The sequence below is a fragment of the Vibrio sp. 10N.286.48.C11 genome (assembly GCF_041469805.1).
GTDB classification, from domain to species: Bacteria; Pseudomonadota; Gammaproteobacteria; order Enterobacterales; family Vibrionaceae; genus Vibrio; species Vibrio crassostreae_C.
The window spans coordinates 49363-62836 of record NZ_JBFRLK010000072.1; the positions used below are offsets into that span (position 1 = coordinate 49363).

The 13474-nt window shown below is 45.6% G+C and carries 12 protein-coding genes and 1 pseudogene; 4 read left to right on the forward strand and 9 right to left on the reverse strand.

Features of this window, described 5'->3' with window-relative positions; translation table 11 throughout:
• Positions 1-51: 51 nt before the first annotated feature.
• On the reverse strand, positions 52-1035 hold the full coding sequence (locus AB4209_RS17200) for an HAD family hydrolase (RefSeq protein ID WP_372056618.1): 984 nt from the start codon (positions 1033-1035) through the stop codon (positions 52-54).
• A 236-nt stretch (positions 1036-1271) separates the two neighbouring features.
• A complete protein-coding gene (locus AB4209_RS17205) occupies positions 1272-2516 on the reverse strand; it encodes an NADH:flavin oxidoreductase/NADH oxidase family protein (RefSeq protein ID WP_372056620.1) in 1245 nt (414 codons plus the stop codon).
• Positions 2517-2794: 278 nt separating this feature from the next.
• Between AB4209_RS17205 and nfsA the strand changes: the two genes are divergently transcribed.
• Positions 2795-3517, forward strand: coding sequence for an oxygen-insensitive NADPH nitroreductase (gene nfsA / locus AB4209_RS17210; protein WP_017060948.1), 723 nt, complete (start codon positions 2795-2797; stop codon positions 3515-3517).
• Between the two features lie 120 nt (positions 3518-3637).
• Here nfsA and AB4209_RS17215 read toward each other — a convergent pair whose 3' ends face one another.
• Complete coding sequence (locus AB4209_RS17215; protein ID WP_372056622.1) at positions 3638-5170, reverse strand: phospholipase D family protein; 1533 nt, start codon at positions 5168-5170, stop codon at positions 3638-3640.
• A 495-nt stretch (positions 5171-5665) separates the two neighbouring features.
• Here AB4209_RS17215 and AB4209_RS17220 point away from each other — a divergent pair, with 495 nt between their 5' ends.
• Together AB4209_RS17220 and AB4209_RS17225 are read left to right on the forward strand one after the other, a co-directional pair.
• Entirely contained in the window at positions 5666-6163 is a 498-nt protein-coding gene (locus AB4209_RS17220; protein ID WP_050632743.1) for a hypothetical protein, read from the forward strand.
• Positions 6164-6370: 207 nt separating this feature from the next.
• Complete coding sequence (locus AB4209_RS17225) at positions 6371-6661, forward strand: putative quinol monooxygenase (RefSeq protein ID WP_017062386.1); 291 nt, start codon at positions 6371-6373, stop codon at positions 6659-6661.
• Positions 6662-6781: 120 nt separating this feature from the next.
• On the opposite strand, the gene AB4209_RS17230 is transcribed toward AB4209_RS17225, so the two are convergent.
• Positions 6782-7663, reverse strand: a complete 882-nt coding sequence (locus AB4209_RS17230) for a LysR family transcriptional regulator (protein WP_136977970.1) — start codon at positions 7661-7663, stop codon at positions 6782-6784.
• Between the two features lie 280 nt (positions 7664-7943).
• Between AB4209_RS17230 and AB4209_RS17235 the strand changes: the two genes are divergently transcribed.
• Entirely contained in the window at positions 7944-9131 is a 1188-nt protein-coding gene (locus AB4209_RS17235; RefSeq protein ID WP_017062388.1) for an MFS transporter, read from the forward strand.
• Between the two features lie 88 nt (positions 9132-9219).
• Here the strand turns inward: AB4209_RS17235 and AB4209_RS17240 are convergent, their stop codons facing one another.
• The 5 genes and pseudogenes from AB4209_RS17240 to AB4209_RS17260 form a co-directional block, all read right to left on the reverse strand.
• The gene (locus AB4209_RS17240; protein WP_017064028.1) at positions 9220-9780 is read right to left on the reverse strand and encodes a sugar O-acetyltransferase; all 561 of its coding nucleotides are present in this window, start codon (positions 9778-9780) and stop codon (positions 9220-9222) included.
• Positions 9781-9982: 202 nt separating this feature from the next.
• The gene (locus AB4209_RS17245) at positions 9983-10981 is read right to left on the reverse strand and encodes a LacI family DNA-binding transcriptional regulator (RefSeq protein ID WP_372056625.1); all 999 of its coding nucleotides are present in this window, start codon (positions 10979-10981) and stop codon (positions 9983-9985) included.
• Positions 10982-11080: 99 nt separating this feature from the next.
• Positions 11081-12520 (reverse strand): 6-phospho-beta-glucosidase, encoded by a 1440-nt coding sequence (locus AB4209_RS17250; protein WP_136973619.1) that lies wholly within the window; start codon positions 12518-12520, stop codon positions 11081-11083.
• 169 nt (positions 12521-12689) lie between these two features.
• Positions 12690-13214, reverse strand: a complete 525-nt coding sequence (locus tag AB4209_RS17255; protein WP_372056627.1) for a hypothetical protein — start codon at positions 13212-13214, stop codon at positions 12690-12692.
• 51 nt (positions 13215-13265) lie between these two features.
• Positions 13266-13466: pseudogene (locus AB4209_RS17260) on the reverse strand (VOC family protein); the annotation flags it as partial.
• Positions 13467-13474: the final 8 nt, after the last annotated feature.

Here is a 13474-nt window from a genome sequence, read left to right on the forward strand (position 1 = left end):
TCGAATTTAAAATCCGAGCCTTTGAAGTTTTGACCAAGGGTATACTTGGCGTTAGTACACCTCACACCAATCTGATTTCATGTCGATCAGTGTCCAATCCTCTCTGGAATTCGCCTCATCTAGCGCTTTATCAAGCTTGCCAACGTGAGACTTACGATCGTACTGCCACTCGCGCTCAGCATCAGTGTGATGAACAATCATCGCCATTGAATTGGGTTGGCTCGTTGCCCATTGCATCATCGCTTGGTCACCGTCTGAGTTGCCGACCGCTAGAATAGGTTTCTTGCCGATAATATGCTGAATGTTAGTGACCTTTCCGGCTTTGTCATCAATGGTCAAAATCAACGAATCTTTGGTCACCGTTGGTTTGCCATCGTTGTAGCTGTAGTTGTATTTAAGCGCACTACCGATGATTTGCTCTGTAGGAATATTGTAAGCTTGTGGAGCCCACGCCCTCATGAAATCAACGCCTCCGCCCGACACAATATAAGTCTTAAAGTCATGCTCTTGCAGGTAAGTCAGCATCTCTTTCATTGGCTGATAAGTAGGGTCTGTGTAGGCTTTGTTGAAACGTTTATCTTTTGCTACCGTCAGCCATTGCTCAACGTCTTGCTGGTATTGCTCAACAGTCATACCAGAATGTGTCGCCATGATGATTTTCAATAGCCCTTCTTCACCGCTGCCCAGAACGCTCTCAATATCATCTTCGAGTACAAACTTAAACGGTGCTTCGGTTTTCCATTCAGGGTGATCAGGCGCCATCTCTTTTACACGATCTAGTGCAAAGGCTAATTGGAAGTAATAAGGCTTTTCCGACCAAAGCGTACCGTCGTTATCGAACACGGCAATGCGATCTTCAATTGCCACGAACGTATGAGACTCAGCTTTAGTGGCTTGCCCAACAAAGTCGACGATAGCGGATTTGCTCTCGCTGTCCTTCCAAGAAGGCAGCAAGTTGGGATCACAATCTTTAGCAAAAGATGAGAAAGAGAGACTGGATAAGATCGCGACAGATAAGAGGGTTATTTTCTTCATAGCAACTACCATGTTGTTGAATTAATTGTAGGGTTTAATTCAATTCATCCTAGTTGGTCTACTCTGATTTGCCACTTATGAACACTATAACCAATGCTCATGTTGGTATTAGATTAGTACCACAGCTAAGCTGGCTGAGGGTGCTCTGCGATGTATTTATCGAGAACTTAAAAGGAGACAAACAAAAAAGCAGAACTTCAATTCCTCAAAGTTCTGCTTTATCAATCCATGACTGCTTACACTCTGCGCTTTTTGAAAGCGTGCCAGCCAGCGCTGAGAATTGTTTTTACCACCACGCTTAATGCGCTAAGTTTAGGGTCAGCATTCTTGCCAGAGGCAATGCGCCACATTTGATGTTCATACCAAACCAGCCCGACCATCGCCACTTTGTCTAATGCGGGTTTTCCTGTGGTTGGCACCGTTAATGGCATGCCGTGGCTAGGGTTTTCAATTAACTTGTTAGGGAAATCAGGATCAACCGCCATTGTTCGCGCAATACCAATAAAATCGGTCGCCGAGGTGTTTAATGCTTCATTCATTGCTTGCGCGGTTCGAAAACCACCCGTGACCACCAGCGGTGTACTCACGAGTTTTCTCGCCTTAACCATGTAATCCATAAAATACGCTTCACGTTTTACTGTGCTGGACTTGATTGATTCAGCTTTGCTCTTTGAACCCATCATTGATGGACTTTCATAGGTGCCGCCAGAGATCTCAATCAGGTCGATACCGTTATCACTCAGAGTTTGTACAACCTGCATTGACTCTTCTTCAGTGAAGCCACCTTTCATGAAGTCGGCGCTGTTAAGCTTAATTCCGACAGGGAAATCTTCACCGACCTCTTTTCGAATCGCGCGATAAACCTCAAGCACAAAACGAAGTCTGTTTTCGAGTGAGCCACCCCATTTGTCTTGGCGTTGATTGTGTCTCGAAGACAAAAACTGACTGACAAGATAACCATGAGCACCGTGAATCTGGACACCAGTAAAACCCGCTTGTTTTGCAAGCTTTGCGCTCAGCGCGAACTTATCAATAATCGCGATTATTTCTTTTTCAGTCAGAGCTCGTGGCGTATTAAAGCCTTTCTCTAATCCGCGCTCTAAAGAGATAGCTGAAGGGGCAACCGGGCTATCGCATAAGAATTTAGGAATTTGCTTACCTGGGTGATTCAGTTGCATCCATATCTGCGAACCATTCTGTGTTCCGGCACTCGCCCACTCACGAAATACGGTTAAGTCACTGTGCTCATCTAACACAACGTTTTTAGGCTCACCAAGCGCGCCTCTATCGACCATCACGTTACCCGTTATGGATAGACCAATTCCTCCTTGAGCCCAACGCTGATAGAGCGTGACCAAACCTTGCTTAGGGTTATGCTGTTTATCACCTAGCTGTTCACTCATTGCCGATTTGAACAGGCGATTTTTGATCACTTGACCATTAGGAAGAGAAAAAGGGTCGTTGAGGCAGATTGGATTCATGCGCGTGGTTACTTTCTTGGGTTTATATATTGAGTCCAGTATGCCCTATTTTATCCGGCACTTCTGAGCATTTAACGCCTATTTCGAAGCAAGTTTCGCTCAATAAAAAATGCCAGCGGCATGGCAGCTGGCATTAATCGACTATAAATAGAATCTCAAAAACTGGGCTGACGCTGCTGAAAAATGTCAACCAGAAAGGCTCAAACACCCTTTACGCTCATGGTAATTGTCGTTATTGTGATTCTCTACGCCATCATCACAAGGACAGTCTGAGAGTTATGAACAGCACGATTGAAACTATTCTGGGGCACCGCTCCATTCGTCAATATACAAATCAACCGATTGAAAAAGCACAACTTGATGTGATTATTCAGGCTGGTCTCGCGGCTTCATCATCGAGCTTACTGCAGGCTGTTTCTATCGTGAGAGTGACAGACACCGAGAAGCGCAAGTTGCTAGCTGAATACGCAGGCAATCAAGCTTACGTGGAGAACGCGGCTGAGTTTTTGGTGTTCTGTATCGACTATCAACGCCACGCTCAAATTAACCCTGAAGTGAAAACCGACTTTACTGAACTGACCCTGATTGGCGCGGTCGATTCTGGCATCATGGCGCAAAACTGCATGCTGGCTGCTGAGTCTCTAGGTTTGGGTGGCGTTTACATTGGCGGGTTGCGTAACAGCGCACAACAAGTCGATGAACTGTTAGAACTGCCACAGCACACCGCCGTGTTGTTCGGGATGTGCTTAGGTCACCCGGCACAACAACCAGAGGTGAAACCTCGCCTCCCTGCTCACGTAGTAATGCACGAAAACCAATACCAACCGCTGAGCCTAGATGAAATTGCCAGCTACGATGATTCGATGCAAAGCTACTACGCAAGCCGTTCAAGCAACCAAAAGCAGAGCAGTTGGTCACAGCAGATCACACAGAAACTCTCTGGTGAATCTCGCCCGCATATCCTGCCTTACTTGAACAGCAAGCAGCTGACCAAGCGTTAAGCCGTTAAGCCGTTAAGCCGTTAAGCCGTTAAGCGATTAGAGCTAGCAACAAACAGCAGTACAAACAAAAATGTCAGCGTAATATACGCTGACATTTTTATTTATCCGGAGGCGGCTAGCTTACAGATATTTCTCAATCGGTAGCAATTGCAAAAAGCCTGACTGCATTCGTTCCCACTTACCCGTTTCTGGTTCGCTGTCCCAACGTTGATCGCCTGAATACCAATACACATCACCGTATTCCAATTCCAAGCGCCAGCTATTATCTTCACTCATTGCTTGCTCAATAGTGTCTGCTAACGTTTCAGCAATCTCTTTATTTTCGATGATCAAAACCGATTCAGTATTGAGGTAGGTAGAGCGCAAGTTGAAGTTAAATGAGCCGATGCTCGCGATGCTGCGGTCGAATACGACTGATTTAGCGTGCAAGCCATAGGCTGTCTCAGGCGCACATTTAGACGCGTCTTGAGTCGATGCTTCACACAACTTAGATTCTGGTTTTAGCTCAAACAGATCGATGCCATGCTCCAACATATCGTAACGTCTGCCCGCATAAGCAGAATGATTAGTCACCAGATCATTAGAGGCCATAGAGTTAGTTAGCGCTTTTATCTCAACGCCCTTATTGTTCAACACTTGCCACTCTTCAAGCTGACCATCATCGAATACAAGGTAAGCCGATTCCAATAAGATCTCTTGTTTCGATTCACTCGCTAACTTACCTAGAAGAATCGCGGTCGCTTTCGGTTCATCGGTATTGTCTGAATCATCAGGAACAGGCTGATCGTAAACAAAACGCGCATTCACCCATGCCATCTCACCAATCACCTCTTTCAGCAAACTATCAGCAGCCTTACGATCTAGTGGCAATTCCGGGTAATTTTGATAATGCGGAACGACAATATTATCTATCTTCGAGAGATCAGGTTGCTCGTCATCACCCAGCATATCGACAGGGTAAGACCAACGGCTGTTCCAGTATTCAACAAAACTGGTTTGGATGGTGTTAACTACCGAGCCCATGACTAATACATCGCGGTCTCGGAAATTGATTTCATCAGAAAGGTCGAAGTATTCATCACCAATATTACGTCCACCCACCACAGACAAAGTACCATCGACGGTAAACGACTTATTGTGCATACGGCGATTTAAACGAGAAAAGTCGCCGACAAAGCTCAGCCATTTACTGAAACCGCGGCGTGTTGGTGTTGGGTTGAAGATACGAATCTCGACGTTCGGGTGTGCATCCAGTGCCGACAGCAACCCTTCACGTTCGTTGAGGTTGATATCATCCAGCATTACGCGAACCTTCACACCGCGCTCGGCCGCTGCTAATAAACGGCTAGCGAGATAGCTGCCCGATTCGTCAGAGTTCCAGATGTAATATTGAATGTCGATGGTGTGCTCGGCACTTTCGACCAGCGCTAATCGCTGTGCCAAGGCATCCCAACCAGACTCTTGCAGACGAACCGCAGTGGTGCCTTGCTCTAAAGCTTCAGGCTGAAATTCATTGGTTAGAACCGATAAAGAACTAGGTGCAGGAGAGGTTGGCGGTTCTGTTGGATGATCGATGCCTTCAGGAAGTGAAGAACACCCACCTAAAACGGCGATTAAGATTAACGTTAAACTGATGCGTTGGAGCACAGGCATGTATCTGACTTCCTTTTCACGATGGCGTCTTTAGAAACTTTCCGTACAGCTTTTCAATGAACAAGCTATTCCGATCTATTCATTGATTATTACTGCTAAAGCCTGAAATTTATAGGTAATTATCCAGTATAAATTTAAAGGTCGGTAAATTGGCCCACAAATCACTTAAGTTGGGTGAGTGCCAAACAGTATAAACTCAGCGGCTTTTCGACCATGTCAATGGTGAGCTCTATTCGGTCTGGGTGATGCTTCACCATTGTTTGGAGATCTAGTTTCACCGCTTGATTTCACACTAACAGGCGTGTCGACTTACTTATATGAGATTGTGCAAACGCATTACTTACGTAAGCGCTAAAGCTGTTGTTCATCTAAGGGACATGTAAGGATCAACACCGAAAACATTGTTCACGCTGCATAACCTTTATCGTCTCTACACAAGCCTTCCTTATAGTAGTACCCTTTATCGTATTTCATTCTTAATGGTATTTATGTCTTATGAAGCTTTTGGTCGATCGCACTGGTGAACAGTTTTTAGAAATTCTGCAAGAATCGGGAGACACGCTGACGGTTCAATTCATTACCAATGAAGGCAATCGAAAGGGCAAGCCGTTCCAAGATCACTTGAGTGGATTGTTCCTCACAGGTTGGAAGCCGCGCACTACTTCAACCGCCATCGGATTAGAGCGCTTTAAGCAAGGCAAACTTGAAGATCCCAAAGTGAGTTTCGCATTGCACCAACTCTATCCACTGGGTCGAGACGTAAAGTTACCTTCTGGTGATATCGCAACTATCGCGAGTTACGCCAATACCCATGCCGATGGCTACTATATGTTTGTGCGCCTCAACGATGAGTTAACCCGACTCAAGATTACACCCGATTGGGAACTGCAACCTTCCGCTCAAAGATTGGCTCTGCCTTATTACCCAGCCCCAAGAACTAAAGAAGAGCTCGACAACATTGACGATTTTGATGCGTGGGCGGGCGGCTTCTAAACACTCCTAACCTACGCCGAGTAGCACATAATACCCAAGCTATTATCAATTATTTTTTGACAATAATTCAAATGTAGCACTGTTTATCGTTTCAAATATTCCCACTATTATTTATCCATCGACACAGACTGCAGCTCAATGAACAAAGAGTGGCACTGTAAACACAGACAAATCACCATTTCGGTGAAAAATAATATAGGTACCAACATGACTCAACTAACTATCGTCGCAAACATCGTCGCTAACGAAGACAAAATTGAATTGGTTAAAGCAGAGCTGCTAAAGCTGATTGATATTACTCGCGCTGAAGAAGGCTGCATCAACTACGACCTTCACCAAGACAATGAAAACCCAGCACATTTCACTTTCTACGAAAACTGGACGTCTCGTGAACTTTGGCAAACACACATGGGTAATACTCACCTCGCTGAATACATGGCAGCAACCGAAGGTAGTGTTACGTCATTTACACTTAACGAGATGACTAAGATCGCTTAAGTACAGTTTCAGTAGTCTGTTACTAGAAAGCACACTGACAAGCTATCGAGTTCAATTTGAAAGCCCCGCTACACGTCAGCGGGGCTTTTTCATTTATGCGGATATCGTCAGCCGCCTTAGTTAGAGCTTCAAACGGGGTTGAATAAAATCAATAAACGCCGAGATACGTTTAGAGACCGATGACGACTTGTAGTAAACCGCATTCACTCGCTCTCGGTCTGTGTTGGCAAGTTTGTCTTGTTCCAGAATAGGGATTAGGCGACCCGCAGCCATATCTTCCTGCACCATAAACCCCGATAAACAAGCAATCCCATTTCCAGCTAAGACTAGTTGACGCACGGTTTCACCATTACTGGCTGTCACAGTAGGCGCGACATCACTTTGGTTTGGTAAAGGCCAATGGTTAAGCACTTTGTTACCCGCAAACCCCACAATTTGATGCGAACTCAAATCTTCAGGTTTGGTGGGCACCCCACGCTTAGCGAGATAATCAGGTGACGCAACAATATGGAGTAAACTTTTTCCTAACGGGCGAGCGTGCAGTGTTGAATCGGACAACTTACCGATTCGAATCGCAACATCAGTTCTCTTTTCGAGAAGATCAACGAAGCCTTCGTTGGAAGTGAGTTCCAACTCAATGTCTGGGTAAGCCTCTTTGAATGACTGCACCAACGGCACTAGTTGGTGAAATACGAATGGACTGGCGGCATCGACTCTTAAACGACCTTTTGGCAACTCACCGCGCGACACGATTTCTTCTTCCGCGCTCTGAATCATCTGTAATCCCACCCTGACTGAATCGACAAACTGCCGTCCTTCCTCCGTCAATTCCACGCGTCTCGTTGTTCGGTTGAATATTGAGACGCCGAGTTGTAACTCAACCTTACTCACCGAGCGAGACACCTTGGCGACCTGCACATCCAGCGCCTCTGCCGCCGCAGAAAAACCACCAGCATCGACAACGGTGAGTACCATTTCTAAATCATCTGAACGGGTTAACATGAGGCTCCTTCGCTATCTTCATTTTGTTTAATGTCATCTCGCTTGTGCTCATCACAGCTCAAATCACGGTGTCTTTTCGATCTCATCAGCTTAATCCAATGATCGGCTAACCCTCCAATTATTGCAAATATCACAAAGGTTATTTGTTAATGATGGCATTTTTCACAAATATATTTTGCTAGATAATCCTCGCCATCAAACGAAGCGCTCCTATTGCAGTCACAAGCTGCCCCATTTTATCGCGCTCGGTACTTAACAAAGAACAGTAAGAGAGATGATTATGCCACTAGCATTACTTGCATTGACGCTCAGCGCCTTTGCCATCGGAACCACAGAATTTGTCATCGTAGGCTTGATTCCTACCATGGCGAGCGACTTGAATGTATCTCTGCCATCAGCAGGCCTATTAGTCAGTTTATACGCGCTTGGCGTTGCTATTGGCGCACCAGTCTTAACGGCATTAACCGGAAAGTGGAATCGTAAAGCGGTGTTGCTGACCGTGATGGCATTGTTTGTCATTGGTAACTTATTGGCGTGGCAAGCTCCAGGCTATAACACGCTGATCGCCGCACGAATTTTGACTGGCCTTGCCCATGGTGTGTTCTTCTCGATTGGATCGACCATCGCGACAGGTTTGGTTTCAAAAGATAAAGCAGCCAGTGCCATTGCGATCATGTTTACAGGTTTAACGGTTGCATTGGTAACCGGCGTACCACTGGGCACTTATATCGGCCAAACCTTTGGCTGGCAAGCGACCTTCTTGATCGTTGCTCTGCTTGGTCTTATTGCTCTTATCGGCAGCGCTATCTTGGTTCCAAGCAACCTTAAGCAACCACCAGCGGCGAAGATTTCAGCACAACTAAAGGTTCTAACTCAACCACGCTTACTGTTGGTTTACGCTATCACAGCACTAGGTTATGGCGGCACATTCACAGCGTTTACCTTCCTTGCTCCAATACTGGAAAATGTATCAGGATTTGATTCGAGCTCAATCAGCTTAATCATGTTGGTTTACGGTGTGTCAGTGGCGGTCGGTAACATCTGGGGCGGAAAAATGGCCGACAAGATGGGCCCAATTAAAGCACTGACCGTTATCTTCTCTGGTTTAGCCGCAGTACTGGTGGTATTCAACTTTACCGCAGTAAACCCTTACGCAGCTGTTGCTACCATTTTGGTTTGGGGTGCATTCGCATTCGGTAACGTTCCAGGACTACAAGTGTATGTTGTGAAACTGGCTGAGAAATACACACCAGACGCCGTCGATGTCGCTTCTGGATTGAACATTGCAGCCTTCAACGTCGGTATTGCATTAGGCTCATGGGGCGGTGGTTTGATTGTCGCGAAATCTGGATTAATGAACACCCCTTGGGTAGGTGCTGTGATCGTTTTGATCGCTCTTGTTCTGACTCGATTCAGTGGTGCGTTAGATAAAAAGCAAGCACAACAAGCTGTTCCATCTAGCATCTAGCATCTAGCATCTAGCATCTAGCATCTAGCAAGAATAGAAAAAACAAAGCCCGAACCTAGGTTCGGGCTTTATCAATTCAATCTGATTATTACTCGTTATCGATCGCTTTCAGCACTTTACATGGATTACCGACTGCAACCACATTGGCTGGGATGTCTTTGGTTACGACACTGCCCGCGCCAATCACGCTGTTTTCGCCAATGGTGACACCGGGGCAGATAATTACACCACCGCCAAGCCAAACATTGTTGCCAACATTAATCGGTGTGCCAAACTCAACGCCTTCTTCTACACGGCCTTTCACATCGAGTGGGTGACCTGCAGTCAGGATTTGAACGTTCGGACCAAGCAGCACATTGTCGCCAATAGTCACTTCAGCCACATCCAAAATCACGCAGTTAAAGTTAGCGTAGAAGTTCTTGCCTAGCTTGATGTTCGAGCCGTAGTCACAACGAAATGGAGGTTCTAAATGCGCATTTTCACAGTCCGGAATGAGCTCTTGCGTTGCTGCTTCCCATTCAGATGTGCCAGGAATACTGTTATTGAGTTTTTGAAGCACCTTGCGACATTCGATACGAGCTGCATAAAGCTCTTTATCCCAAGCCTGATAAGGTTCACCTGCTAGCATTTTTTGTTTTTCTGTTTTCACGTTACTTACCTGTTCTCACATCAATTAGCTATTTTCATATTACTTATCTAGCTCCACATTACTTAACTAATGGTGGTCAATTCATCGACCAAAAACGCAATATCGCACATCTAAATAACAGTGAATAAGGAGTGTTTGAGCTTGGTTTAAGAGATGCGCAGCTCGTCACTTTTTGTAGGTAAAATATGAAATTCGAACAGTGCTAATTTAGCTTCGCTATCGAATCACGTAACACCAAACTACCAGTGGTATTGATGGTGGTCGCTTGCTCTGTTTCACCGACAATTTGCAGGATCGCCTTTTGCGTCATTTGCTCTAATGGCACACTCACAGACGTTAAGCTTGGCGTTAAAAACGCCCCCACTTTGCTGTTATCAAAGCCGACGATCGAAACATCTTGAGGCAATGAGTACCCAAGTTCGGTTAACGCCTTAATCGCACCAATCGCCATATCATCGTTTTCAGACAAGATAGCAGTGAATGTGGTTCTGCTTTTTGCCAAAGCTTGAGCCGCGTGATAACCGCTCTCCATCGTCCAATCACCTTGAACAACGTTGGACTCATCCAATGCAACACCATGTTTAGTTAACACATCTTGATAGGCTTGGTAACGCAGCTCATCGGTCGAAGAACCGGCTTTACCACGAATCACTGCAATATCGGTATGACCCTGCTCGATGATGTGTTCAACCATCAAACAAGCGATCTGATAATGGTCGGTGGTAATAGCATGATTGGGCTTCGACGGCATTTCTCGGTTGAGTACCAGAATCGGAGTGTCAGTGCTTTCGATGATCTGAGCTATCTCGCTTTCGGTTAAACATTGCGGATAGATGATGATGCCCGCGCACTTCATATCCAGCAGGAAATTGATCGCCTTTCTTTCGTCTTCAGCGCTGTGTTTGCCATCGGTGATCACCAATTGGTGATTCGACTTTTCGCTATAAGAAGCCGCGTGATACATCAAGGAAGAGAAGTAAGGGCCATTGAACAACTCATTGGTAATTACAAAGCCGATGAAATTGGTCTTCTTGGTCGCCAATTGCTGAGCCAACAAGTTCGGTCGATAACCTGTTTCTTGAATCGCATCAAATACCTTTTTCACCACATCTGGGCGCACGATGTTCTTGCCATTTAAGACACGAGAAACGGTCGATTTAGATACGCCTGCGCGGTTTGCGACATCAAGCATGGTTACCATTCGCTTCTTTTCCTTTATAAAAAATTAGCCGACATAGGCCGACTAATTCATTGCAAAATGACAGCTCACAGTTCACATAACTGCGCTGGGGAATGCATTCTAAATAGTGGCACCGTTAGATGCAATCACACCTTTATACCACTCGAAAGACTTCTTGCGCTTGCGTTCTAGTGAGCCAGATTGATCGTTGTGCTTATCTACGTAAATGAATCCGTAGCGTTTTTTCATCTCGCCCGTGGTGAACGAAACTAAATCGATACAGCCCCAAGGGGTATAGCCCATCAAATCAACACCATCAATCGAAACGGCTTTTTTCATCTCTTTGATGTGGTCGCCAAGGTAAGCAATGCGGTAATCGTCATTAATGCTGCCATCTTCTTCAATGGTATCAACCGCGCCAAAACCGTTCTCAACGATGAACAATGGCACTTCATAACGTTCATACAGAGACGCTAAACAGAAACGCAAACCCGTCGGATCAATTGGCCAGCCCCAATCGCTAGACTGGATGAACGGATTATCGACCGAATTTTCATGACCGCCGTCCATCGCTTCTTCTGTAGATTGGTGAGAAGAAGAATCCAAGGTATTCGACATGTAGTAGCTAAAGCCTAAGTAATCAGCCTTACCTTCTTTTAGGATCTGCTCATCTTCAGGCTGCATCTCAATGTTGAAGCCTTTGATTGCCCAGTCACGCGTAGCGTAATTTGGGTAATGACCGCGAACCATCACATCTGAGAAGAAGTAACGGTCACGCATCGCTTGTTGTGCCACCATAATGTCTTCCGGTTTAGAAGAACGAGGATAGAAAGGCACCATCGCACACATTGCGCCGATTTGAAGATCTGGATTGATCTCGTGACCTTTCTTAACCACCAAAGCACTTGCAACAAACTGATGGTGAACCGCTTGATACATCGCCTCTTGCGGCTTTTCGCATTGTGGAAACTTCACGCCTGAGCATAACCAACCGAAAATATCTGCCGAGGTGTTCATCTGGTTGTTGATCTCGTTAAACGTCATCCAGTATTTCACTTTGTGTTGGTATCGTTCCATCACTGCAGTTGAATACTTAACGAAGAAGTCGATCACTTTGCGGTTCATCCAGCCGCCATATTCCTTAGCTAGATGGTAAGGCATTTCAAAGTGGCTCAGTGTTACCACAGGCTGAATGTCGTATTTCAACAGCTCGTCAAACAGATCATCGTAAAACGCTAAACCCGCTTCACACGGTTCAGCTTCATCGCCATTTGGGAAGATACGCGTCCACGCGATACTGGTACGGAAACACTTAAAGCCCATCTCAGCGAATAACTTAATGTCTTCTTTGTAGCGATGGTAGAAATCCACTGCGACTTGGTTAGGATAGTTTTCGCCGTCAATCACGCCATCGGTGATTCGACGTTGTACACCATGAGCGCCCGCTGTTAATACATCAACAACACTGACACCTTTACCATTCGCATCCCAGCCGCCTTCTAGTTGATGCGCTGCTACTGCACCGCCCCATAAAAAATCGTTCGGAAATTCGTTGTTCATACCATTACTCGCTACAAGTTATTCGTGAAAAAGATCAGGATTAGAGAGCTCATTGCAACTCTGAAACCGATTTCAATAAAAGAAAAGATACAGGTTGAAACCGGTTTCAGCAATAGTTAAAAGATCTTTTTTGATCGATCTAAAGACTAATCAACAGTCAGCATTACGATCAATGCTGTTCAAAATACTGATCATGCAGTGATTTGCCAGATTGGTCTTGAGTGCCAGGGTAGAACTGGACGAGTGTCTGATCGGCTAGTGTGAGGTGAATCCTACCCTCTTTGACTTTCAACCAGTTGGTGCCGTTGGTCTTATAGACGGCAGGAAAGCTGCCCCAGCCAGACTCTGATACCTGCAGCTCTTGAAATAGGTTAATCGGGGCTAGCTTATTGCTGTCGAAGTTTGCGTCAGCATAGACTGATAATGGCTCGATGGCATCATTTGGCTTGAACGTATAACAGCTCACAGAGGCTGAAGTGCGATCAAACCACTGGTAAGGTTGTGCGCCGATTAAATCGTAGACCGTGCAATCATTGAATTGAATAGCCCACTCTTGGTGAGCTTTAAAACCAAGGTAACCAATGGGTTGTGATGGTTCAGGTTTCGCGTCCGTCTCCTGCTCATGTACTTGTTCTGAGGTAGCACATCCCATCAGCCCAAGACTAAAAAGGAAAGTCACAGCATGCTTCATCATTGTAATACCTCAGTTCCGTTGGTGAGTTAAAAGCTATTCAAGCTCCCTCCATTAAACGGTAAGTTCCAAGCGATTACCATCTGGATCGAGTATACAGCTCTCATAATAGCCATCGCCTGTTTTTCTTGGGCCATCTAAGCGCTCATAGCCGTCTTCGACCAAGCGTTGAGTGAGTGCATCGACCGCTTGTTCCGACCCGAGTGAAATCGCCATATGAACAAAGCCTGTAAACTGATCATAGATGGGCTTTGTTTCCTAAT